Origin of the sequence: Pseudomonas extremorientalis, assembly GCF_001870465.1 — a bacterium.
In the GTDB taxonomy this organism is placed as follows: Bacteria; Pseudomonadota; Gammaproteobacteria; order Pseudomonadales; family Pseudomonadaceae; genus Aquipseudomonas; species Aquipseudomonas extremorientalis.
The window spans coordinates 1-22233 of sequence record NZ_MDGK01000027.1; the positions used below are offsets into that span (position 1 = coordinate 1).

The 22233-nt window shown below is 60.3% G+C and carries 21 protein-coding genes and 1 tRNA gene; 19 read left to right on the forward strand and 3 right to left on the reverse strand.

Features of this window, described 5'->3' with window-relative positions; genetic code table 11:
* The 12 genes from BFN10_RS28755 to BFN10_RS11240 all read left to right on the forward strand — a co-directional run.
* Positions 1-701 (forward strand): transposase (locus BFN10_RS28755; RefSeq protein WP_208610097.1); only part of this gene is annotated, 701 nt, incomplete at its 5' end.
* Positions 702-1161: 460 nt separating this feature from the next.
* Positions 1162-1554: a DUF2846 domain-containing protein gene (locus tag BFN10_RS11190; protein ID WP_170856112.1), complete on the forward strand. Its 393-nt coding sequence runs from the start codon at positions 1162-1164 to the stop codon at positions 1552-1554.
* Positions 1555-1633: 79 nt separating this feature from the next.
* Positions 1634-2329 carry a hypothetical protein gene (locus tag BFN10_RS11195; RefSeq protein ID WP_071489754.1) on the forward strand — a complete coding sequence of 232 codons (696 nt, stop codon included), beginning with the start codon at positions 1634-1636 and terminating at the stop codon, positions 2327-2329.
* Positions 2330-2387: 58 nt separating this feature from the next.
* A complete protein-coding gene (locus tag BFN10_RS11200) occupies positions 2388-3269 on the forward strand; it encodes a tetratricopeptide repeat protein (protein ID WP_162276393.1) in 882 nt (293 codons plus the stop codon).
* 292 nt (positions 3270-3561) lie between these two features.
* Positions 3562-4143 carry a hypothetical protein gene (locus BFN10_RS11205; RefSeq protein WP_071489786.1) on the forward strand — a complete coding sequence of 194 codons (582 nt, stop codon included), beginning with the start codon at positions 3562-3564 and terminating at the stop codon, positions 4141-4143.
* A 40-nt stretch (positions 4144-4183) separates the two neighbouring features.
* Complete coding sequence (locus BFN10_RS11210; RefSeq protein WP_071489756.1) at positions 4184-4864, forward strand: CsgG/HfaB family protein; 681 nt, start codon at positions 4184-4186, stop codon at positions 4862-4864.
* A gap of 29 nt (positions 4865-4893) precedes the next feature.
* On the forward strand, positions 4894-5256 hold the full coding sequence (locus BFN10_RS11215; protein ID WP_025855472.1) for a DUF4810 domain-containing protein: 363 nt from the start codon (positions 4894-4896) through the stop codon (positions 5254-5256).
* Complete coding sequence (locus BFN10_RS11220) at positions 5253-5903, forward strand: DUF799 domain-containing protein (RefSeq protein WP_058426354.1); 651 nt, start codon at positions 5253-5255, stop codon at positions 5901-5903. Before BFN10_RS11215 ends, BFN10_RS11220 begins: the two co-directional genes overlap by 4 nt.
* Positions 5904-6088: 185 nt before the next feature.
* Positions 6089-7711: a vWA domain-containing protein gene (locus BFN10_RS11225; RefSeq protein WP_071489757.1), complete on the forward strand. Its 1623-nt coding sequence runs from the start codon at positions 6089-6091 to the stop codon at positions 7709-7711.
* Between the two features lie 152 nt (positions 7712-7863).
* Positions 7864-8436: an RNA polymerase sigma factor gene (locus BFN10_RS11230; RefSeq protein ID WP_071489758.1), complete on the forward strand. Its 573-nt coding sequence runs from the start codon at positions 7864-7866 to the stop codon at positions 8434-8436.
* The gene (locus BFN10_RS11235) at positions 8433-9026 is read left to right on the forward strand and encodes a hypothetical protein (protein WP_071489759.1); all 594 of its coding nucleotides are present in this window, start codon (positions 8433-8435) and stop codon (positions 9024-9026) included. Before BFN10_RS11230 ends, BFN10_RS11235 begins: the two co-directional genes overlap by 4 nt.
* A 254-nt stretch (positions 9027-9280) precedes the next feature.
* Positions 9281-10345 carry a 2,3-butanediol dehydrogenase gene (locus tag BFN10_RS11240; RefSeq protein WP_231999541.1) on the forward strand — a complete coding sequence of 355 codons (1065 nt, stop codon included), beginning with the start codon at positions 9281-9283 and terminating at the stop codon, positions 10343-10345.
* Between the two features lie 83 nt (positions 10346-10428).
* On the opposite strand, the gene BFN10_RS11245 is transcribed toward BFN10_RS11240, so the two are convergent.
* Positions 10429-10505: transfer RNA gene (locus BFN10_RS11245), tRNA-Arg, on the reverse strand.
* Between the two features lie 371 nt (positions 10506-10876).
* Here BFN10_RS11245 and gabD point away from each other — a divergent pair.
* The 3 genes from gabD (at position 10877) to BFN10_RS11260 (ending at position 15127) form a co-directional block, all read left to right on the forward strand.
* The gene (gene gabD, locus BFN10_RS11250) at positions 10877-12319 is read left to right on the forward strand and encodes an NADP-dependent succinate-semialdehyde dehydrogenase (RefSeq protein WP_025855477.1); all 1443 of its coding nucleotides are present in this window, start codon (positions 10877-10879) and stop codon (positions 12317-12319) included.
* Between the two features lie 181 nt (positions 12320-12500).
* Complete coding sequence (gabT, locus tag BFN10_RS11255) at positions 12501-13778, forward strand: 4-aminobutyrate--2-oxoglutarate transaminase (RefSeq protein WP_071489761.1); 1278 nt, start codon at positions 12501-12503, stop codon at positions 13776-13778.
* A gap of 140 nt (positions 13779-13918) precedes the next feature.
* Entirely contained in the window at positions 13919-15127 is a 1209-nt protein-coding gene (locus BFN10_RS11260; protein ID WP_071489762.1) for an HDOD domain-containing protein, read from the forward strand.
* A 107-nt stretch (positions 15128-15234) separates the two neighbouring features.
* Here BFN10_RS11260 and BFN10_RS11265 read toward each other — a convergent pair whose 3' ends face one another.
* Both BFN10_RS11265 and desA read right to left on the reverse strand, forming a co-directional pair.
* Positions 15235-16236: a sensor domain-containing diguanylate cyclase gene (locus BFN10_RS11265; RefSeq protein ID WP_071489763.1), complete on the reverse strand. Its 1002-nt coding sequence runs from the start codon at positions 16234-16236 to the stop codon at positions 15235-15237.
* Between the two features lie 188 nt (positions 16237-16424).
* Complete coding sequence (desA, locus tag BFN10_RS11270) at positions 16425-17609, reverse strand: delta-9 fatty acid desaturase DesA (RefSeq protein ID WP_071489764.1); 1185 nt, start codon at positions 17607-17609, stop codon at positions 16425-16427.
* A 166-nt stretch (positions 17610-17775) separates the two neighbouring features.
* On the opposite strand from desA, the gene dibA reads away from it, so the two are divergent.
* The 4 genes from dibA to cysT all read left to right on the forward strand — a co-directional run bounded on the left by dibA (position 17776) and on the right by cysT (position 22233).
* Positions 17776-19689 (forward strand): phosphodiesterase DibA, encoded by a 1914-nt coding sequence (dibA, locus tag BFN10_RS11275; RefSeq protein ID WP_071489765.1) that lies wholly within the window; start codon positions 17776-17778, stop codon positions 19687-19689.
* Positions 19690-19990: 301 nt separating this feature from the next.
* The gene (gene oscA / locus BFN10_RS11280) at positions 19991-20173 is read left to right on the forward strand and encodes a sulfur starvation response protein OscA (RefSeq protein WP_003170956.1); all 183 of its coding nucleotides are present in this window, start codon (positions 19991-19993) and stop codon (positions 20171-20173) included.
* Positions 20174-20238: 65 nt separating this feature from the next.
* Entirely contained in the window at positions 20239-21249 is a 1011-nt protein-coding gene (locus tag BFN10_RS11285) for a sulfate ABC transporter substrate-binding protein (protein ID WP_071489766.1), read from the forward strand.
* A gap of 165 nt (positions 21250-21414) precedes the next feature.
* Entirely contained in the window at positions 21415-22233 is an 819-nt protein-coding gene (gene cysT / locus BFN10_RS11290) for a sulfate ABC transporter permease subunit CysT (RefSeq protein WP_016975029.1), read from the forward strand.

Consider the following 22233-nt stretch of genomic DNA (forward strand, 5'->3'; position numbering starts at 1 on the left):
CTAGAGTTATACTGCCGGATATCCCGTTGCACATTATTCAGCGGGGAAACAACCGGTCTGCGTGTTTTTATTCAGACGAAGACTATATTTTCTACATTGATAAATTAGACCTGCTTGCTGAATTGTATGGCTGTAAAATTCACGCAATGTGCTTGATGACAAATCACGTTCACTTGTTGTTGACTCCCACCTGCTTCGCAGGGGCTGGTCTACTTATGAAAGGGCTGGGGCAGCGCTACGTTCAATACATCAATCGAACCTATCAACGAACGGGCACGTTGTGGGAAGGACGTTTCCGTTCCTGTCTGGTTCAAAAAGACAACTATGTTTTAGCTTGCTATCGATATATCGAAATGAATCCGGTTAGAGCGGGCATGGTTGCTCATCCGGGCGACTATCGCTGGACCAGTTACAGGGCAAATGCACAGGGCGAGCCATCAAGCTTTTTAAGCCCACATGCGGTCTATAGAGAGTTAGGTAGTAGCACCATGCAACGAGCCGAATCCTACCGGTCTTTATTCAAGGATCGGCTTTCAACTGAGTTGATAGAGAAAATTCGATTTTCTACAAACGGTAATTACGTTTTGGGCGATCAGAAATTTGCGGCCGAGATTGAGCAGGCATTAGGTAAACGAGTTTCGCAGGGTGTGTCAGGGCGCCCAAAAAGTGTGATCTCAAAAAGTAGAAGAATAGAAGAGTAGAAGAATAGTGGTCTGACCCCTATTTCCCCAAAATGCAAACCCCGCAGGGCGGGCAGCCCTGGCGAGCGTGTCATTGGTTATTTATTTATCGGGGTTTTTATTGGATTTCGGTAAGGGCACCTAAGTGGCCTCTGCGGCAAATTCCGTAAAAAAGGGGGCAGTCTCATTTAATAATTACTTGCCGATCAGAAGAAAATCCGGATCAGACCGCATTTTGTACAAAACCGCACACGGGATCACGGTGATGGCACAATGCCTCATGTAATGCCTTCCACTGCCGACACACTGGCGATGGCCAGACGCATCAGGAAAGGGTGAACCGGCCTTCGTCGGCGTTTTCGAAACCGCCCCACCGCTACCCACAAGGAAGAAATACATGATCAAGTTGTTCTGCAAAGCCGCTGTTGCTCTGTCCCTCGTCACTCTGTTTGGCTGCTCCTCGACGCCGTCGGTGGAGAAGATGCAAGCCGATGTGGCGAACTATTCGTTGCCTAAGGCTGCTGTCGCCGATAAAGGCTTGGTGTATGTGGTGCGTCCGAGCAACGTGGGGATGATGGTTCGCTTCAACGTGTTCCTGGATGACAAGGAAGCCGACTCGGAGATGGGTTACAACCGCGGTAACCAGTACATCTATTTTTTCGTGACACCGGGCAAGCACGTAATCAGTTCCAAGGCTGAAAACTGGGCGGACATGCCGATTGATGTCAAGGCGGGTCAGGTGGTTTACCTCAAGCAGGAAGTCGACATGGGCTTCGCCATCGCACGCAACAGCCTTAAAGTGCTGAGCGACCTCGAAGGCCGTTACCTGGTCAAGGATGCGTCCCTGGGCACCGTGGCAAAAGAAAGCAAGTGAGTTAAACCGTTGAAGCCTGCCGGGCTCCAGGTCCGGCAGGCCGTCATTTTTCACCCTGCGCAAACGTTCAAGGACTGATGTGAAAAACTTCCTCTTCATCCTCTTTACCACCCTTATCCTCGGCGGCTGCGTCAGCCACCCCCTTACGCCCGAACACCGCGCCCAGATCAAGACGGTCAAGGTGTTGCCGGTAAAGTGGGAGTCGCAACAGATGGTCTACATGGGCCGTGAGCAAGCCTGGGGCGCAGCATTGGGGGCCGGGCTTGGCGCGGGCGTTGGCATGGCCAGCGGTGCATCCAGGTTGGGCACGGCGGCGTTGAGCGGCGCCGGGTTTGCAGGGGGTATGAAACTTGGGCAGTTGGCCGAGATGCCGACGCCGGTAGCGATCCTTACGGTGATGGACGCTGAAAAAATCGATTTGGGCGTGTTGCTCAAACAGGGCTTTATCGATGCGTTGGGCAAGACCTCAACCCTCAAAGTGGTGGGTGACGACGAACCCGCCGATGCGCAGATCCAGCTGACCGTGGCCGAGTGGGGCTTTCGCCTGACCCAAGGGTTCAGCAGTGTGGTGTACCCCACCCTCAATGTGCTGGCGCAGATGAATCGCGGCGATGAAATGGTCTGGCGCACCAGCGAGGCGGTCACGCCGTTCAATGGCCAGAACGTCTACGGCTACACGCCGCTCACCTATCGCACCGACCCCGAGGCGTTGCGCCGCGCGCTCACGGGGATTACGCAGATCTCCAGTGGGTATTTGGTGAAAGAGCTCAAATAAGCCAGCGCGTGCGTTAATGCTGGCCTGCCCCTGTTTCCCGATTCCACGGACGCATCACATGAAAAAGGCAATGGTTCTACTGGCAGTCACGGGCTTCGTCACCGGGTGTCAAGCTGCCAGGCCACCAAGCTCCTTTGAACAGAGTCTGGCCAACGTTCAGTGCATGCTGTCCGAGGGCGAGAAAAGCCCCACAGCCGATCAGGCTCAGTTCATTCGTCAAGCCAGCGATAACGGCAACGTGCGCTGTAAGACTGCGCTCGGTGGTTTGTACGAATCCGGTCGTGGCGGCCTGCCACAAGATTTTGTCAAGGCCAGATCGCTTTATGAGTCCGTCGCCGCCGTGGATGGCGTCGGTTACGAGAGGCTGGCGCGCATGGCCGAGGAGGGCCACGGGCAAGTGCGCAACGATGTGGAGGCGCGACGGCTTTATCAGTTGGCGCTGACCAACAGCGACAGCGATAAAAGCAAACTCGCCTTGGCCCGATTGATGGAAGAGGGGCGCGGTGGTCCGCAGGATTTGTTCGGGGCCATGATGTATTACGTGGAGGCCAGCCAGCATGCCGGCGATGTCGCGTGGAAAGGCCTTCAGCGCATTCGTGCGCAACGGCCGGTACTGACGCCTGAACAGGTACAGCGCTACAACGAGGCCTGGGGTGACACCAGTCGCAAGAGCCTCAATCGTACGGCACTGGACATCGAGATTGCCTTGAACAAGCAAATCAAACGCGGCAGCGCGAGCAAGCCGGTGACGCTGCAAGTGCAAGGCCTGTCGGGTTCGAATGTGCCGAAAATCCTATTGATCGAAAGCTCGGGCAACGCCGAGGTAGACCAGGCCGTGGTCACCGCATTCGGTCAATATCGCTTTCCTGCCGAGCCGCTATTGCAGGCAGGCCAGGACTCCTGGTCGTCCGAGCGGTCTCTCAAGGTCGGTTTGAAGTGAAGTGCTGGAGCCCTGATGCCATGGGCCGTTCACATTCAACGCAGACACAAACACCTTGAATCTGGAGCAACACCGTATGGATGCAAGCAACACCCCTGAACGCCCGACCGTCCTGGCCAGCATCGGTCGTCGCATGGTTGCACGGGGCATCGACTGTGCCATCGCAGTACTGATCTTTTTCATCGTGAAGTTCAGCGCCGCTCGAGCTGTAAAACAGCTTGAGAACGCCTTTCAACTCCGTAAAATGCCGCCACTGTTCAAAACACGATACTTTTCAGGGACGAATTCATACATGCGCGTGTTTGCCGTATTTCTCGCGGCCTGCCTCATGGCGGGCTGTGCCTCCAAGCCGGATTACTACATCTCCCCGGCGCCGGTGACCATTCCCAAGACCGCTACTTACTGGCTCGACACCTTCGACGTCGAGGTGGTCGGCAAGAACGAACGCTTCCTGCCGGATGACAAAGTGCGCCAGCAACTCGGGGTTGATCTGGTCGACCGCCTGCTCAAGGCCAAGCGCTACGCCGCCAGCAAGGACAAGGCCGATTACCTGCTGGATGTGAACGTCATCTATACCCGGCGCATACAAGACACCCAAGGCGGTTTCATGACGGCAATCGTCGATGACAAGACCATCCTCGCCAGTGTCGACTTCAACTACCAGGTCAAGGTCAAGAAAGCCGGCGCCGAGGTGCTGCATTTCTCTCAGGCTCGCCAAGGGCTGATGCCAGGCGGGTACAAGGGCGACTGGCAGAACATGAAAACGATGGCCGGGGTGCTGACCAACTCTGGCAACTCCAGCGTCGAGACCTTCTACACCGGTTTGTTGAGCCGATTCATCGTTGACGACCTGCGTGGCATTCCGTCCCGCTAGCGTTAGCTGCCGTACCCGTTTTCCCACTTAGGAGCACCCTGTGAACACACTGTCCAAAATCCTGCTGTCCGGCTTCACCGCCGCAGCGCTGCTGACCGTGGCCGGTTGCGCCACGGAGAGCAACCGCGCGATGCCGGTGGAACAAGTCGCCAGCGCCAACGTCGCCTATTCCGGCGTGCGCGTGCCGATTGCCGTAGGCAAGTTCGACAACCGCTCCAGCTACATGCGCGGCATTTTCTCCGACGGCGTCGACCGCCTCGGCGGCCAGGCCAAGACCATCCTGATCACCCACCTGCAGCAGACCAACCGCTTCAGCGTGCTGGACCGCGACAACATGGGCGAAATCTCCCAGGAAGCCGCGATCAAAGGCACCGTGCAGAAGCTCAAGGGCGCTGACTACGTGGTGACCGGCGACGTGACCGAGTTCGGCCGTAAGGAAACCGGCGACCGCCAGCTGTTCGGCATTCTTGGCCGTGGCAAGACCCAAGTGGCCTACGCCAAAGTCGCGTTGAATATCGTCAACATCAGCACCTCCGAAGTGGTGTATTCCACCCAGGGCGCCGGTGAGTACGCGCTGTCCAACCGTGAAGTGGTCGGCTTCGGCGGCACCGCCAGCTACGACTCCACCCTCAATGGCAAGGTCCTCGACCTGGCCATGCGCGAAGCCATCAACCGCCTCGTCGACGGCATCAATGCCGGCGCCTGGAACCCGCGCAACTGATCAGCAGCACCTCAAGGAGCAGTACAAGAATGAGCAAGGCAGTCAAGTTGGCGCTGATGCTGACAGCAGTGGCGACGGTCGCCGGGTGCCAAACCGCGCCCCAGCCGTTGTATCAATGGGAAAGTTATCAGCCGCAGGTTTACGAATACTTCAAGGGTGAGCCAAAGGAGGCGCAGGTCGAGGCGCTGGAGCGCGATCTGCAGAAGATCAATGCCAGCGGCCGCAAGGCCCCGCCGGGTTACCACGCCCACCTGGGCATGCTGTACCTGAGCATGGGCAAGGATGACCAGATGGTGCAGGAGTTCCGCACCGAAAAGGCGCTGTTCCCTGAATCTGCCTCGTACATGGACTTTCTGCTGAAAAACGCCAAGACCGGAGTCGCCACTAAATGAGCCTGTTGAAACTCACGGGCGCCTTGCTGGCCCTGGCCCTGCTCGGCGGTTGCGCAGCCCCCAAGACCATTGATTACACGGCGTACAAGCAGGCACGACCGAAGTCGATCCTGGTACTGCCGCCGCTCAATGAGTCGCCGGAAGTGCAGGCTTCCTACAGCCTGGTCTCGCAAGTGACCTACCCGTTGGCGGAAGCCGGCTACTACGTGCTGCCGATAGCCCTGGTGGATGAAACCTTCCGCCAGAACGGCCTCACCACGGCCAATGATATCCAGGCCCTGCCACCGACCAAGCTGCATGACATCTTCGGTGCGGACGCCGCGCTGTACATCACCGTCACCGAGTACGGCACCAAGTACATGCTGATCTCCAGTGACACCGCCGTGACGGCTTCGGCCAAACTGGTGGACCTGCGCACCGGCACCACCCTGTGGACCGGCTCGGCGCGGGCGTCCAGCGAGGAAGGCAATAACAACAGCGGCGGCCTCGTCGGCATGCTGATCACGGCGGCGGTCAAGCAGGTGATCAACAGCTCCACCGATGCGGCGCACCCGATTGCCGGTATCACCAGTGCGCGCCTGCTGTCACCGGGGCAGCGTGCGGGGATCCTGTACGGTCCGCGTAACCCCAAATACGGCACGGACTGAGTTCATGTGGGAGGGGGCTTGCCCCCGATAGCGGTAGATCAGTCAGTACATGTTTGACTGACCCACCCCATCGGGGGCAAGCCCCCTCCCACAGTTGGACTGTTATTTGAATCAGGGTTAACCCGAACATTCCACACCTCGCGTCTGACCTTGTGAACGGATCATTCATTCACGAGGTTCAGCCCATGTCCCACCCTCTGTTTTTCCTGCGTCCTGCCGCCCAAGGCTTTGCCGTTACCATGGTGGTGGCGTTGGCCGGTTGTGGGCTGTCCTCATCCCCTGAGTTGGCCAAGCCGGCCGAGCCCGTCGCCGAGCTGCAAAGCGCGTCACCCCAGGGTGCTTTGGTCAAACGCATGGCAATGCCTGCACCGATGCATATGCAGGAGTCAGCCGTGATGGACTACCGCAGCGAACCCCGTGAACAATACGCAAATCTGCCGGACAACCCGGTGCATCGCGTGGCCGAGACGCCGGTGTCCACCTTCAGCGTCGACGTCGATACCGGCAGCTACGCCAACGTCAGGCGTTTCCTCAACCAAGGCAGCCTACCGCCCGAAGGCGCTGTGCGACTGGAGGAGATGGTCAACTATTTCCCCTACCACTACGCGCTGCCCACCGACGGCTCACCTTTTGGCGTGACCACCGAAGTCGCTGCCACGCCGTGGAACCCGCATACCCAGTTGCTGCGCATCGGCATCAAGGCGTCCGACCGTGCCGTGGCGCAATTGGCACCGGCCAACCTGGTGTTCCTGGTGGATGTGTCCGGCTCCATGGACCGCCGCGAAGGCTTGCCGCTGGTGAAAAGCACGCTGAAATTGCTGGTGGATCAGTTGCGTGAGCAGGACCGTGTTTCGCTGGTGGTCTATGCCGGTGAGTCCCGGGTAGTGCTCAAACCGACTTCCGGTCGAGACAAGGTGAAGATCCGTAACGCCATTGACCAACTCACCGCCGGTGGCTCCACGGCGGGCGCGTCCGGTATCGAACTGGCCTACCAGATGGCCCGCGAAGGCTTTATCGACAAGGGCATCAACCGCATCCTGCTGGCGACCGACGGTGACTTCAACGTGGGCATCAGTGATTTCGACAGCCTCAAACAGATGGCGGTAGAGCAGCGCAAAAGCGGCGTGTCCCTTACTACCCTGGGCTTCGGTGTGGATAACTACAACGAACACCTGATGGAACAACTGGCCGATGCCGGCGATGGCAATTACGCCTACATCGACAACCTGCGCGAAGCGCGCAAGGTGCTGGTGGATCAGCTCAGCTCGACCTTGGCCGTGGTCGCGCGGGATGTGAAGTTGCAGGTGGAATTCAACCCGGCGCAGGTCAGTGAATATCGCCTGCTGGGCTATGAAAACCGCGCCTTGAAGCGTGAGGATTTCAATAACGACAAAGTCGACGCCGGTGAAATTGGCGCAGGGCATACGGTCACGGCACTGTACGAAATTGTGCCGAAGGGCGAGAAGGGGTGGTTGGAACCTTTGCGCTATGCCACTGCGCCTGTGACCGGGGATCGATCCGCTGAACTGGCGATGCTGCGGGTGCGCTACAAACCTGCTGCGGGCGGTGCCAGCCAACTGATCGAAAGGCCCATCAGCCAAGAGCCCACCAAGGCCAGCGATGACCTGCGCTTTGCGGCGGCAGTGGCGGCCTTTGCCCAACAGCTCAAGGGTGATGGCCGCTACACTGGCAGCATGAGCCTGCAGGACACCGCTGCACTGGCCCGCTCGGCCCGAGGCGATGATCCGTTCGGCCTGCGCAATGAATTCGTGCAACTGGTGGAACTGGCCCAAAGCCTGAAACCCTGATCACAGCCATGACAACAATCGAATGTGGGAGGGGGCTTGCCCCCGATGGCGGTGTATCAGCATCAAGTTTGCTACTGACCCACTGCTATCGGGGGCAAGCCCCCTCCCACAGTTAGACCAGCTTCGGCTGATAAAAAGGAGTTCGCCCCTACATGGCTGTTCCAGATGATCTACCCAGCGACGAATCGCTGCTGGCCCGCTACCGCACCGGTGACAGCGCCGCGTTCGAAGCCTTGTACGCGCGGCACCGCCAGGGCCTGTACCGGTTCCTTGTGTCCTTGAGCAACAAGACCGAACTGGCCGAGGAAATCTACCAGGAGACCTGGCTCAGCCTGATCCGCAGCGCCACCCAGCCACAAGGCCGGGCGAGTTTTCGCACCTGGCTGTTCCAGATCGCCCGCAACCGCCTGATCGACCACTGGCGCAAGCACGGCGTCCACAACCCGTTGCACGACAGCTACGACGAACAACTGCATGCCCAGGCCGATGACAGCGCTGGCCCCGAGCAGCAACTGAGCCTGAGCCGCGACCAGGCGCGCCTCGATGCCGCGCTGCAAGACCTGCCCGAAGACCAGCGCGAAGTCTTCCTGCTGCGCCTGCACGGCGACCTTGAAGTGCCGCAAATCGCCGCCCTCACCAACGCCCCGCTGGAAACCGTGAAAAGCCGCCTGCGTTACGCCCAGCAGAAACTGCGCCGCCTGCTGGCCGAGGAGATACCCGCATGATCGACTCCCGAAACACTCCCGATTCCGACGACGAATTGCTCCAGCACTATCGTCAACACAGCCCCGTCGAGCCGCCGGCGTCCCTCGACGCCTTCATCCTCAACGCCGCCCGCCGTGAAGCCCCGGCGCCGCAGCCGAACCTGTGGCAACGCTGGCTGCAAGCCTGCCAACGGCCGCGCTGGCAGATGGCATTCGCCACCGTTGCAGGGTTGGCCCTGATGATCGGCGTGGTGATGCGCTCGCCCGTGCCGCAACCCGACGTTTCCACCGCGACCTTCTCCGCGCTTCGCGACGAAGCACCGCGTCCCGCTGCACCCGCGATGTCCGCGCCTGCCCCCGTCGCCCGAATGGCCGCCGCGCCCCAGGCAGAGAGTGCGCAGGTCATGGGCTCGATGGCGGAGGAGTCCGGCGCCAAACTCAGCAAGCGTGCGCCGGTGGTGTTGCCTTCGTTAGAGGAGGGGTTGCAGAAGATTGTGCGCTTGCGTGAAGCCGGTGAAGGCAAAGCCGCGGATGAAGAACTGCTGGCATTGCATGCGCGTTTCCCTGACGAAGACCTGCCGGCGCGTTTGGAGGCGTTGCAAAAGCGTTGATCCACAAAGGCCGTGAGACGCGATGTCTCACGGTCTCATGGCCGCCGCCTGCGATCTGGCATCACGGATCTCATTTGAGCTCAATGCCGGCTACCCTCGGGCTTTCTTCGGCCGCTCTATGAAAGGCGTGTCCAGGCGTTTTCGCGCAGCTGGCACTGGCCTTGCTCCGGCACTGGTAAACCGCCCGGCACGCCAGTGCCATCCGCTTCAAGGAGAAAAACGCCATGAGCCTCTCGAGCAATTCGCAACGCAGCATGCGTGCCGCTGTATGGCACGGCCGTAACGATATCCGCGTCGAAGATGTGCCGCTGCCCGTTTCGCCCCCTGCGGGTTGGGTGCAGATCCGAGTGCAATGGTGCGGCATTTGCGGGTCCGATCTGCACGAGTACGTGGCCGGTCCGGTGTTCATACCGGTTGATGCGCCGCACCCGCTGACCGGGATTAAGGGCCAGTGCATTCTCGGTCATGAGTTTTGTGGCGAAATCGTCGAGCTCGGTGCCGGGGTGCAGGGCTTCAGCGTGGGCGAGTCGGTGGCAGCCGATGCCTGCCAGCATTGCGGCACGTGCTACTACTGCACCCACGGGCTGTACAACATTTGCGAAAACCTGGCCTTCACCGGGTTGATGAACAACGGTGCCTTTGCCGAATGGGTCAACGTGCCCGCCAACCTGTTGTACAAGTTGCCGGCGAACTTTCCGGCAGAAGCCGGGGCACTGATCGAACCTCTGGCGGTAGGCATGCACGCGGTGAAAAAAGCCGGAAGCCTGCTGGGGCAAAACGTGGTGGTGGTCGGCGCGGGCACCATTGGCCTGTGCACCATCATGTGCGCCAAGGCCGCCGGTGCTGCTCAGGTGATCGCGCTGGAGATGTCCGGAGCACGCAAGGCCAAGGCGCTGGAAGTGGGAGCGACCCACGTGCTCGATCCCAATCAATGCGATGCCCTGGCCGAAGTACGCCGCCTGACCGGCGGGCTCGGGGCGGATGTCAGTTTCGAATGCATCGGTAACAAACACACCGCCAAACTGGCCATCGACCTGATCCGCAAGGCCGGCAAGTGCGTACTGGTGGGCATCTTCGAGGAGCCCAGCGAATTCAACTTCTTCGAGTTGGTGGCCACGGAAAAACAGGTAATGGGCGCGCTGGCCTACAACGGAGAGTTCGCTGACGTGATCGCATTTATCGCGGACGGGCGGCTGGACATCACGCCACTGGTGACAGGGCGTATTCAGTTGGAGCAGATCGTGGGGCAGGGCTTCGAGGAACTGGTCAAAAACAAAGAACATAATGTGAAAATCATTGTGTCGCCTGCCCGGGTTTGAAGCGAAGGGCGGGCGATGCGGTCTTTGCCCCACGCCCACAAAAAAGCCCCAGGCCTTTCGACCTGGGGCTTTCTCATTGTATCTGGTGCACCCGGCGGGATTCGAACCCACGACCCCTGCCTTCGGAGGGCAGTACTCTATCCAGCTGAGCTACGGATGCTTGTGCGGGCGACATCATACCCATGTCGACCTTGGGCGTCCATGCTGGTCTTTGGGCGTTCAAGCGTAGGAATTCGCTGCATAAAGGCCCTAGGCCGGGCGCCACCCATCGGAAGGGCAGAATCCGGGCCAACGACGCTGATCAGAAAGATCGACTAAAAGCGCCGTTTTCGTTCTTTTTTTCGAACAGACTATTGCCCTGTACCCCCATTGATCCTAGGATTCGTTTGAGATTTCAAACGCTCTGTCTCCCGCGCGCTATTCACGCTATCCCGCGTGCTGGGGCTGATTTCCCTGACGGCAGCCCACAAGGCGCCTTTCAACAACTCTAATTCGCTCCGCGTGCGCGCGGTGCTGTTAAGGAAACCCGACATGCAGCTCAAAGATACCCAGTTGTTCCGCCAGCAAGCCTTTATCGATGGCGCTTGGGTCGATGCGGACAACGGTCAGACCATCAAGGTCAACAACCCGGCCACGGGCGAGATTCTTGGCACCGTGCCGAAGATGGGCGCCGCTGAAACCCGCCGCGCCATCGAAGCCGCCGACAAGGCGCTGCCGGCCTGGCGTGCACTGACCGCCAAGGAGCGCGCGAATAAGCTGCGCCGTTGGTTCGAACTGCTGATCGAAAACCAGGAAGACCTCGGTCGCCTGATGACCCTCGAGCAAGGCAAGCCACTGGCCGAAGCCAAGGGTGAAATCGTCTACGCCGCCTCCTTTATCGAGTGGTTCGCCGAAGAAGCCAAGCGCATCTACGGCGATGTGATCCCGGGCCACCAGCCGGACAAGCGCCTGATCGTGATCAAGCAGCCGATCGGCGTGACCGCCGCGATCACCCCGTGGAACTTCCCGGCCGCGATGATCACCCGTAAAGCCGGCCCGGCCCTGGCCGCCGGTTGCACCATGGTGATCAAGCCTGCTTCGCAAACCCCGTTCTCGGCCCTGGCCCTGGTTGAACTGGCGCACCGTGCCGGTATCCCGAAAGGCGTGTTGAGCGTGGTCACCGGCAGTGCCGGCGACATCGGCGGTGAGCTGACCAGCAACCCGATCGTGCGTAAATTGTCCTTCACCGGATCGACCGAAATCGGTCGCCAGTTGATGGCCGAATGCGCCAAGGACATCAAGAAAGTTTCCCTGGAATTGGGCGGTAACGCCCCGTTCATCGTGTTCGACGACGCCGATCTGGATAAGGCCGTCGAAGGCGCGATCATCTCCAAGTACCGCAACAACGGCCAGACCTGCGTCTGCGCCAACCGCCTGTACATCCAGGACTCGGTGTACGACGCGTTCGCCGAGAAGCTGAAAGTGGCGGTGGCCAAATTGAAGATCGGCAACGGTCTGGAAGAAGGCACCACCACTGGCCCGCTGATCGACGAGAAAGCCGTGGCCAAGGTGCAGGAACACATCGCTGACGCCCTGAGCAAAGGCGCCAAGCTGCTGGCCGGTGGCAAAGTGATGGAAGGTAACTTCTTCGAGCCGACCATCCTGGTCGACGTGCCGAAAGACGCTGCCGTGGCGAAGGAAGAAACCTTCGGCCCACTGGCGCCGCTGTTCCGCTTCAAAGACGAAGCCGAAGTGATCGCGATGTCCAACGACACCGAGTTCGGCCTGGCGTCCTACTTCTATGCCCGCGACCTGGGCCGTGTGTTCCGTGTGGCTGAAGCCCTGGAATACGGCATGGTTGGCGTCAACACCGGGTTGATCTCCAACGAAGTGGCGCCGTTCGGCGGCATCAAGGCCTCGGGCCTGGGCCGTGAAGGCTCCAAGTACGGGATCGAGGATTACCTGGAAATCAAATACCTCTGCCTGGGCATCTGACCCGGCAAGAGATTGCAGCAAACGCAAAGGGCACGAGAGCGCTGACCCTTTGCGTGTTTCACCACGTAATTCGTAGTGGCCGGGAAAGCTGTGGCAGTCGATCATCGCATGCTGCCGTAGTTGCCTCCCCGCCACGTATTCCTTGGACCACGCCACCCGATGAGTGGCGAATGAGGACTTTATGAGCAAGACCAACGCATCCCTGATGAAACGCCGCGAAGCCGCTGTACCGCGCGGTGTTGGCCAGATTCACCCGATCTTCGCCGAATCCGCGAAGAACGCCACCGTGACCGACGTTGAAGGTCGCGAGTTCATCGATTTCGCCGGCGGTATCGCCGTGCTGAACACCGGCCACGTGCACCCGAAGATCATCGCCGCTGTGACCGAGCAACTGAACAAGCTGACTCACACCTGCTTCCAGGTATTGGCCTATGAGCCTTACGTGGAACTGTGCGAGAAAGTGAACGCCAGGGTCCCAGGCGATTTCGCCAAGAAAACCCTGCTGGTCACCACCGGTTCCGAAGCTGTGGAAAACGCCGTGAAAATCGCCCGCGCCGCCACGGGCCGTGCCGGCGTGATCGCCTTCACCGGCGCCTACCACGGCCGCACCATGATGACCCTGGGTCTCACCGGTAAAGTCGTGCCTTACTCGGCCGGCATGGGCCTGATGCCAGGCGGCGTGTTCCGCGCTCTGTTCCCGAACGAATTGCATGGTGTGAGCGACGACGACGCCATCGCCAGCATCGAACGCATCTTCAAGAACGATGCCGAGCCGCGTGATATCGCTGCCATCATCATCGAGCCGGTGCAGGGCGAAGGCGGTTTCTACGTCGCGCCGAAATCCTTCATGAAGCGCCTGCGCGAACTGTGCGACAAGCACGGCATCCTGCTGATCGCCGACGAAGTGCAAACCGGCGCCGGCCGTACCGGTACTTTCTTCGCCATGGAACAGATGGGCGTTGCCGCCGACCTGACCACCTTTGCCAAATCCATCGCCGGCGGCTTCCCGCTGGCCGGTGTGTGCGGCAAGGCCGAATACATGGACGCCATCGCGCCAGGCGGCCTGGGCGGCACCTACGCCGGTAGCCCGATCGCTTGCGCAGCTGCGCTGGCGGTGATGGAAGTGTTCGAAGAAGAGCACCTGCTGGACCGCTGCAAGGCAGTTGGCGAGCGTCTGGTGACCGGTCTCAAAGCCATCCAGGCCAAGTACCCGGTGATCGGCGAAGTACGTGCCCTGGGCGCGATGATCGCGGTCGAGCTGTTCGATGACGGCGACACCCACAAGCCAAATGCGGCGGCTGTTGCTTCCGTGGTGGCCAAGGCGCGTGACAAGGGTCTGATCCTGCTGAGCTGCGGCACCTACGGCAACGTGTTGCGCGTACTGGTCCCGCTGACTTCGCCGGACGAACAGTTGGACAAAGGCCTGGCGATCATCGAAGAGTGCTTCTCCGAGCTGTAAGAGAAAGTTGACCTGTTCGACAGAAAAAACCCGCTTCGGCGGGTTTTTTTACGCCCATTGCCGCACATTCAGGTCGTGTTCATTGTACGTAGGCGGCTCCATTGACTAAGGTTGCAAGCATTGCCGATGGAGCGTGCTGGATGACTGCTGTTGATTTACCCGCTGTACCCCGCGTGTTGATTGCCGAGGCGGACCCTTGGTCGCGGGACCTGCTCAAGCAAGTGCTGTTGAATGTGCGCTGCGATGCGCGGCTGGATGTGTGTGCGGACGGGCAGCAAGCGGCGACCCTGCTGCGAGATAAGGCCTATGACCTGATCCTGGCCGATTGGGAGTTGCCCGGCATCGATGGCCTGAGCCTGCTGCGCAGTGTGCGCCATAAGCGCCGCTCGCCGCTTCTGCCGTTCATTCTGCTGAGCAGTCGCAATGACAGCGCCAGCGTGCGCGAAGCCTTGCCCCTGGCGCCCACGGCGTACCTGACCAAACCCTTGAACATGGAAGGCCTGACCCAGCGCCTGCAGGACCTGCTGCTCAACGAAGGCGAAACGGTGTACTGCGAGATCCCACCGCTGGCGCCCGGCATGACCTTGCCAGTGTTCCTCGAGCGGCGCCGCGAAGTGTGCGATGGCGCGCCCTTGCGGGTCGATGTGAAAGCCGCCGTGCAACACAGCCTCGGGCCGGAAAGCCTTGACCTCAAGCATCTGGAAGACCAGGTGCGCATGGACCCGCAAATCACCGCCGTGCTCATCGCCGCTGCCAACAGTGCAGGCCATCACGGCGCACCGGTGCAGACCCTGCCCGGCGCCCTGCACAAGCTGGTGCCGGGGCAAAGCATGAACCTGATCCTCGGGCTGGCGCTCAAGCACAACGTGGTACTGAGCGACCCGGCGCTGGTCGCCTACGCCGAGCGGCACTGGCAATTATCCCAGGACACCGCTGACTACGCCCTGCGCCTGGCCCGCATGCTGGAGCTGGATCACGAGCGCTGCTACAGCGCGGGTATCCTCCATCGGCTGGGCGACTTGGCGCTGTTACGCTGCCTGGAGGACTGGCGCCAGGGTGGCGGCGAGCTGGATGACGAAGCGATTGGCGAATCCCTCTACACCTTTGGCGCCGCCTACGGCTCGGCACTGCGCGCGCGTTGGCGTTTGCCGCTGGAGCTGCGCCAGTTGATTGCGGCGATCTACTCGCTGGAGGGCGGTGTGTATGCGCGGGATGCGCTGGTGGTGAACCTGGCGGCGCAGATGGCGCGTTTGACTGAACATGAAGGTTTGGAAGAGCTGGCGGCGGGCAAGACGGCGCGATTGCTCAAGCTGGGCTTTTCGGAGCTGACTCGAGTACGCAAATCCTAATGTGGGAGGAGGCTTGCCTCCGATGGCAGTGTATCAGTCACCCATGTGCTGGCTGACCCCCTGCTATCGGGGGCAAGCCCCCTCCCACATTTGAGCAGTGTCGACTCCTAGCCCGCGATCACACGGTTCTTGCCCAGGCGCTTGGCCTCGTACATGGCCGCATCGGCACGGGCGAACAGACTGTCCAGGGTCGAGTCGCGCTCGGTGAGGCTGGCAAGGCCCTGGCTGATGGTCACGCTGAAAGCCTGGCCTTCGTAGCTGAAGCTCAGCTCCTGGATCTCCCGGCCCAGGCGCTCGGCCACCTGCAACGCCATCTCCGGCGCACAGCCAGGCAGTACGGCGGCGAACTCTTCGCCACCGATGCGTCCGAACAGGTCGCCACGGCGCAGCACCCCTCGACCGCTCTCGGCGATACGCCGCAGTACCTGGTCGCCCTCCAGGTGGCCGTAGCTGTCGTTGATGTCCTTGAAGTCATCGATATCCAGCAGCAAAAAGGCCAGCGGGGCACCTTGTGCGCAGGCACTGTCGAAGGCCTGGTTGGCGCATTCGAAGAAGTGCCGGCGGTTGCTGCTCTGGGTCAGCACGTCGGTGGTGGCGAGGCGGTGCAGCTCCAGCTCCATCTGTTTCTTTTCGGTGATGTCTTCGGCCATGCCCACCACGATCAGTGGCTCGCCGGGCTCGACCTGCTGGTTGATGTAGCACTTGTCGCTCAACCAGCGAATCTGCCCGTCGGCGGTGATGATGCGGTACTCGCGGTCTTCCACGGCGCCCTGTTCCAGCACGCGGGCCAGGCTGTGTTCGGCGTAGTCGAGGTCTTCGGGGTGGATACTGTTGCGCCACTCCCGGTGGTCGGCCAGCAGCAGGCCGGCAGAGCGCCCGAAGACGCGTTCGTAGGCGGGGCTCACATACAGCACGCGGCGGGTTTCCCAATCGATGGCCCACAGCACAGCATTCACGCTGACCAGCATTGAGCTCAGCAATTGCTCACGTTCGCTCAGTCGCTCGACTTCGCCCTGGGCATGCACCAGCGCCAGCAGGGTCGCCGCCGCCGCTGGGCGGGGATGCTCAGCTGCAGGCGCGTCGATTAAGGAGGACTTTTCGTGAACCATCGGCACAACTCTCTCTGGGCGCGCCGCAAACAGGAGCAGCGGTCACTACAAGGGGCCACCATGATGGCGAAGTGTTCATTGAGAGAGGCGAATTGCAGTGAAGTTCCGTCAACAGGACCGATTGCCGGTGCCCGGTAAATGACGCCAAAAAGCCGATAGGTGGGAGGGCAAGCCCTCCCACCGCAGCATCAGACTGCCGCAGGACGCAGCGAATAAGTCTTCAATTGGTGCGCAAAATCCCGCAGGGACTGGATGCCGCTGGCCTCGGCTTCATGCACCCATTCCTTGATGGCCGCCAGCATATCGTGGCCATTGGAGCTGGTCTTGAGCCATATCTGCTGCAGCGCCAGGCGCTTTTCGTAGATCACTTTCAGTGCATGGCTGTGTTCAAGCATGCTCTGGATGCGCACGTGATGGCGGTCATCCAGCAAGCTGGTTTCCCGCGACAGCAGGCGCTTGGCGCGGTGGAATTGATGGCGCACCGAGTGATCGACCTTTTCCAGCTCCTGCTTGACCAGCGGGCCGATCACCAACTTGCGGTACTGGGCCATGATCTGGAAACGATTGTTGAGGATCGCCATGGCGGTATCCATGTCCAGGTGGCCCTTGCCTTCCACGCGGTGGGCGATGGGGGCGACACGCTGCACCTTGGCCAGGCGCAGGAAGCTGAACACCTTGATCCATGCCCAGCCCAGGTCGAACTCCCACTTCTTCACCGACAGTTTGGCGGAGTTGGGGTAGGTATGGTGATTGTTATGCAGCTCCTCGCCGCCGACGATGATGCCCCACGGCACCAGGTTGGTGGCCGCGTCACGGCATTCGAAGTTGCGATAGCCCACGGCATGCCCCAGGCCGTTGATCACGCCGGCGGCCCAGAAGGGAATCCACATCATCTGGATCGCCCAGATGGTGATGCCGATGGTGCCGAACAGCAGCAGGTCGATCACCCCCATGATCGCCACGCCCAGCAGCGGGTAGGGGGTGTAGAGCTTGCGTTCGATCCAGTCGTCCGGGCAGTTCTTGCCGTAGATACGCAGGGTCTCTGGGTTTTCAGCCTCGGTGCGGTACAGCTCGGCGCCTTTGCGCAACACGGTGGACAGGCCCTTGATGACCGGGCTGTGCGGGTCGTCGACGGTTTCGCATTTGGCGTGGTGCTTGCGGTGGATGGCAGTCCACTCGCGGGTGTTCTGCGCCGTGGTCAGCCACAGCCAGAAGCGGAAGAAATGTTTCAGGCCGGCATTGAGCTCCAGGGAGCGATGGGCTGAATAACGGTGCAGATAGACCGTGACCCCAACAATGGTCACGTGGGTCATCAACAGCGTGACTGCCACCAGTTGCCAGGCTGACAGGTCAAGAAAACCGTTGTACCACATAGGCTGTATGGCCCTCAGATAAAGAAAAGAACAGCTCACGCATTATCACTAAGCCTACAGAGAAAACCAGCCGCCCTTTCAGATAGGAGTGACTGGATGTTTCTTATTCTATAATCCGCAGCCTTTGTAGGGCGATTCTGTTTTTTTGGTAAGGATTACTGAACATATGCCGTTTTCATACCGAGGTGCCCTGCGTGTGGGGCTGGTATACCTGCTGGTTTCCATTGCGTGGCTCCAGCTCAGCAACCACTTATTGATCAGCTTTCTCGATGAACCGTGGGAGTTGGGACGCTGGCTGCAAGTGCGTGGCTATGTGTGGGTGGCCTTCAGCGCCTTGGCGATTTACCTGATGTGCGCCCGATTTGCGCGTGCCAGCCAGCTTCAGCAACCGTTGAAGGAAAACCGCGAACGCCTGCGCCAGGCCGCCGCCGTGTTCGACTGCACCCGCGAAGGCGTGCTGGTCACCGACGCGCAGGGGCTGATCGTGCATGTGAACCGGGCCTTCATGGCGATCACCGGCTACAGCCGCGAAGACGTCATGGGCCAGCAGCCCAGCCTGTTCAAGTCCGGGCGCCATTCGTCGCATTTCTACCAGCAGATGTTCCAGAGCCTGGAGCGCACCGGCGAATGGAGCGGTGAAATCTGGAACCGGCGCAAAAGCGGCGAAATTTACCCCCAGTGGCAAACCATTCGTGTGATCCACGATGACCAGGGCCACGTCAGCCATTACGTCGCGGTATTTTCCGATATCAGCGCCATCAAGGACTCCGAGCACGAGTTGGCTCACCTCGCCCATCACGACCCGCTGACCGACCTGCCCAACCGCCTGCTGTTCACCGACCGTGCCGAACAGGCGCTGGCTTCGGCACAAATCCACAAGCGTGGTTGCGCCTTGCTGTTGCTGGACCTGGACCACTTCAAGATCATCAATGACAGCCTGGGCCATAACATTGGCGACCAGTTGCTCAAGCTGGTCGGCGAACGGCTCAAGGCGCTGTTCGGCCCAGGCGTGACCCTGGCGCGGCTGGGTGGGGATGAGTTCGCCGTGCTGGTGGAAAGTTGTCCACAGGTGGCGCAAGCGGCCAGTTTGGCGCAACGCATGCTGGATGCGATGAAGCAACCGTTCATCTTCGACGGCCATCAGCTGTTTATCAGCGCCAGCATTGGCATCAGCCTGTTCCCCAACGACGCCCTGAGCGCCGAACAGCTGTTGCGCAACGCCGATTCCGCGCTGTTCAAGGCCAAGAGTGCCGGCCGCGAAAGCTATGCCTTGTACACCGAAGAACTGACCGCCCATGCGCAGAACCGGGTGGAGATCGCCAGTGAGCTGCGCCGTGCCCTTGAACAGCAGGAGCTGTGCGTCTACTACCAGCCGGTGCACGACCTGCAGGGCAGCCGCCTGATCGGCGTCGAAGCGCTGGTGCGCTGGCAGCACCCGGAGCGCGGTCTGGTGCCGCCGGGCGAGTTCATCCCGATTGCCGAGCGCACCGGGTTGATTGCCGATATCGACGCCTGGGTGATGGACAAGGCCTGTCGGCAGATGTGCCAATGGCTGGCCGATGAGGTGCCGCTGAGTTTTATCGCCATCAACGTCTCCAGCCGCCTGTTTGCCCGGCGCGAGTTGTACGAGCAGGTCGCACAGGTGCTGCACGACACGGGTCTGGATCCCGCCTGCCTGGAACTGGAAGTCACCGAAAGCGCGGTGATGGATGACCCTGAAATGGCCCTGGAACAACTGCATCGTCTGCGCGAGCTGGGTTTGCGCCTGGCAATCGATGATTTTGGGACCGGTTATTCCTCGCTGTTGCGCCTCAAGCGCCTGCCGGTGCAGAAGCTCAAGATCGATCAGGGCTTCGTTGCCGGTTTGCCGTGGGACGAGGACGATGCAGCGATCGTGCGCGTGGTAATCGCCCTGGCGAAAAGCATGGGCATGCAGGTGCATGCAGAGGGAATCGAGCAGGTTGAACAGGCGCGGTTTCTGCTGGATCAGCAGTGCGATATGGGGCAGGGGTATTGGTTTGGCCGGCCGGTGCCGGCCCACGAAATTGATTGGCACCGAGCCCCCCCAATCCAGACCTGAAATGCAGTCAAAAGGTGGGAGCGGGCTTGCCCGCGAATGCGGTGCATCAGTTAACACATTTTTAGCTGACACACCGCTTTCGCGGGCAAGCCCGCTCCCACGTTTGGATCATCTCTAGGCTTTATTTACGTACTTGGGCACCAAACCCGCACGCAACCCCGCGTCCCACCAGAAAATTCTTTCTGGTTATATAAACATTCTTAAATAGTATTTTTAAGAATATCCGCGCTTATCTACTATCGCCCTCACGCCGCAAGCAGTGCCGCCACTGCCAGGCACTATTCATTTCAGGAGCGAGACCATGAGCGCATCTCTACGTAGCGTCGACGGCCAGGACGAAGCAGCCATTTTGCGTGAGATCCAGAGCGCCTTGCGCGATCTGCGGTTTGGCGCGGTGGAAATCACCGTGCACAACGCCCAAGTGGTACAGATTGAACGCAAGGAAAAATTCCGCCTGCAGAACCCGGGTAACAAACCGAGCTGAGCAAGAACGGCGATAGACCCGCAACTATAAAAAAAGCCAACACCCAAAGAATTTCAGGAGCTTCTATGTCGTCGATTCGCCGTTACGCCCTGGCCGCCCTGGCCAGCGCCGTGTTTGCAGGTTCCGCGGTTGCCAAGGACTACGAGTTGCTCAACGTCTCGTACGATCCTACCCGTGAGCTGTACCAGGACTACAACGCTGAGTTCACCAACTACTGGAAACAGGCCCACCCGGGTGACAACGTCAAGATCCAGCAATCCCACGGTGGTTCGGGCAAGCAGGGCCGTGCCGTGATCGATGGCCTGCGCGCCGACGTGGTCACCCTGGCCCTGGCCGGTGATATCGACGAAATCGCCAAGCTGGGCAAGACCCTCCCGGAAAACTGGCAGACCCGCCTGCCGGACGCCAGCACCCCGTACACCTCGACCATCGTGTTCCTGGTGCGCAAGGGCAACCCAAAAGGCATCAAGGATTGGGGCGACCTGATCAAGAAAGACGTGTCCGTGATCACCCCGAACCCGAAAACCTCCGGCGGCGCCCGCTGGAACTTCCTCGCCGCCTGGGCCTATGGCCTCAAGGCCGGCGGCAGCGAAGCCAAGGCCCAGGAATACGTGAAGGAGCTGTTCAAGCACGTGCCGGTGCTGGACACCGGTGCTCGCGGCTCGACCATCACCTTCGTCAACAACGGTCAGGGTGACGTGTTGCTGGCCTGGGAAAACGAGGCGTTCCTGGCACTGAAGGAAGACGGTGGCGCCGACAAGTTCGACATCGTCGTGCCGTCCCTGTCCATCCTCGCCGAACCACCGGTTGCCGTGGTCGACAAGAACGCCGAGAAAAAGGGCAACACCGAAATCGCCACTGAATACCTGAAACACCTGTACAGCCCGGCCGGCCAGGAGATTGCGGCGAAGAACTTCTACCGCCCACGCGATGCAAAAGTGGCCGCCAAATACGCCCAGCAGTTCCCGAAACTGGACCTGGTGACTATCGACAAAGACTTCGGCGGCTGGAAAACTGCCCAGCCGAAATTCTTCAACGACGGTGGCGTGTTCGACCAGATCTACACGGCGCAGTAAGCCAAAATACCTGTAGGGGCTCGCTTTTCTGTGGGAGCTGGCTTGCCTGCGATAGCATCACTGCGGTGTGACTGATACACCGTGGTGCCTGCATCGCGGGCAAGCCCGGCTCACACAGAAAAGCGCGCTCCTACAGTGGTTTCTACCCTTTGACCAAGGACTCTTATGTCGCGTCGTATCTCCCCCGTCATACCCGGCTTCGGGCTGACGCTGGGCTACACCGTGGTGTACCTCAGCCTGATCGTACTCATCCCCCTGGCGGCGATGTTTGTACACGCCGCTCAACTCACCTGGGATCAGTTCTGGAACATCATCTCCGCACCGCGTGTGCTGGCGGCGTTGCAACTGAGCTTCAGCACCGCGCTGTACGCAGCGTTGATCAATGGCGTGATCGGCACGCTGCTGGCCTGGGTGCTGGTGCGCTACACCTTCCCCGGCCGCAAGGTCATCGATGCGATGATCGACTTGCCGTTCGCCTTGCCCACCGCTGTTGCCGGCATCGCACTGACCGCGCTGTACACGCCTAACGGCCTGGTCGGCCAGTTCGCCGCCGACCTGGGCTTCAAGATCGCCTACACCCCGCTGGGTATCACCCTGGCGCTGACCTTCGTCACCCTGCCGTTCGTGGTGCGCACGGTGCAGCCGGTGTTGGCCGATATCCCCCGGGAAGTCGAAGAAGCCGCCGCCTGCCTGGGCGCCAAGCCGTTGCAGGTGTTCCGTCACATCCTGGTGCCGGCGCTCCTGCCCGCCTGGTTGACCGGTTTCGCGTTGGCGTTTGCCCGTGGTGTCGGTGAGTACGGTTCGGTGATTTTCATTGCCGGCAACATGCCGATGAAAACCGAGATCCTGCCGTTGCTGATCATGGTCAAGCTCGACCAGTACGACTACCGCGGCGCCACATCCATTGGCGTATTGATGCTGGTGGTTTCCTTTGTCCTGCTGCTGCTGATCAACCTGTTGCAGCGGCGCATCGAACGTCCATAA

Bases quoted from the DNA above. Each gene is read 5' to 3' on its own strand.
- BFN10_RS11205 (WP_071489786.1), top strand. From the start codon at position 3,562: ATGCGCGTGTTTGCCGTATTTCTCGCGGCCTGCCTCATGGCGGGCTGT.
- BFN10_RS11190 (WP_170856112.1), top strand. From the start codon at position 1,162: ATGCAAGCCGATGTGGCGAACTATTCGTTGCCTAAGGCTGCTGTCGCC.
- BFN10_RS11235 (WP_071489759.1), top strand. From the start codon at position 8,433: ATGATCGACTCCCGAAACACTCCCGATTCCGACGACGAATTGCTCCAG.
- BFN10_RS11260 (WP_071489762.1), top strand. From the start codon at position 13,919: ATGACTGCTGTTGATTTACCCGCTGTACCCCGCGTGTTGATTGCCGAG.
- BFN10_RS11200 (WP_162276393.1), top strand. From the start codon at position 2,388: ATGAAAAAGGCAATGGTTCTACTGGCAGTCACGGGCTTCGTCACCGGG.
- BFN10_RS11240 (WP_231999541.1), top strand. From the start codon at position 9,281: ATGCGTGCCGCTGTATGGCACGGCCGTAACGATATCCGCGTCGAAGAT.
- desA (WP_071489764.1), bottom strand. From the start codon at position 17,609: ATGTGGTACAACGGTTTTCTTGACCTGTCAGCCTGGCAACTGGTGGCA.
- BFN10_RS11220 (WP_058426354.1), top strand. From the start codon at position 5,253: ATGAGCCTGTTGAAACTCACGGGCGCCTTGCTGGCCCTGGCCCTGCTC.
- BFN10_RS11215 (WP_025855472.1), top strand. From the start codon at position 4,894: ATGAGCAAGGCAGTCAAGTTGGCGCTGATGCTGACAGCAGTGGCGACG.
- BFN10_RS11230 (WP_071489758.1), top strand. From the start codon at position 7,864: ATGGCTGTTCCAGATGATCTACCCAGCGACGAATCGCTGCTGGCCCGC.
- gabD (WP_025855477.1), top strand. From the start codon at position 10,877: ATGCAGCTCAAAGATACCCAGTTGTTCCGCCAGCAAGCCTTTATCGAT.
- BFN10_RS11265 (WP_071489763.1), bottom strand. From the start codon at position 16,236: ATGGTTCACGAAAAGTCCTCCTTAATCGACGCGCCTGCAGCTGAGCAT.
- dibA (WP_071489765.1), top strand. From the start codon at position 17,776: ATGCCGTTTTCATACCGAGGTGCCCTGCGTGTGGGGCTGGTATACCTG.
- cysT (WP_016975029.1), top strand. From the start codon at position 21,415: ATGTCGCGTCGTATCTCCCCCGTCATACCCGGCTTCGGGCTGACGCTG.
- BFN10_RS11285 (WP_071489766.1), top strand. From the start codon at position 20,239: ATGTCGTCGATTCGCCGTTACGCCCTGGCCGCCCTGGCCAGCGCCGTG.
- oscA (WP_003170956.1), top strand. From the start codon at position 19,991: ATGAGCGCATCTCTACGTAGCGTCGACGGCCAGGACGAAGCAGCCATT.
- gabT (WP_071489761.1), top strand. From the start codon at position 12,501: ATGAGCAAGACCAACGCATCCCTGATGAAACGCCGCGAAGCCGCTGTA.
- BFN10_RS11225 (WP_071489757.1), top strand. From the start codon at position 6,089: ATGTCCCACCCTCTGTTTTTCCTGCGTCCTGCCGCCCAAGGCTTTGCC.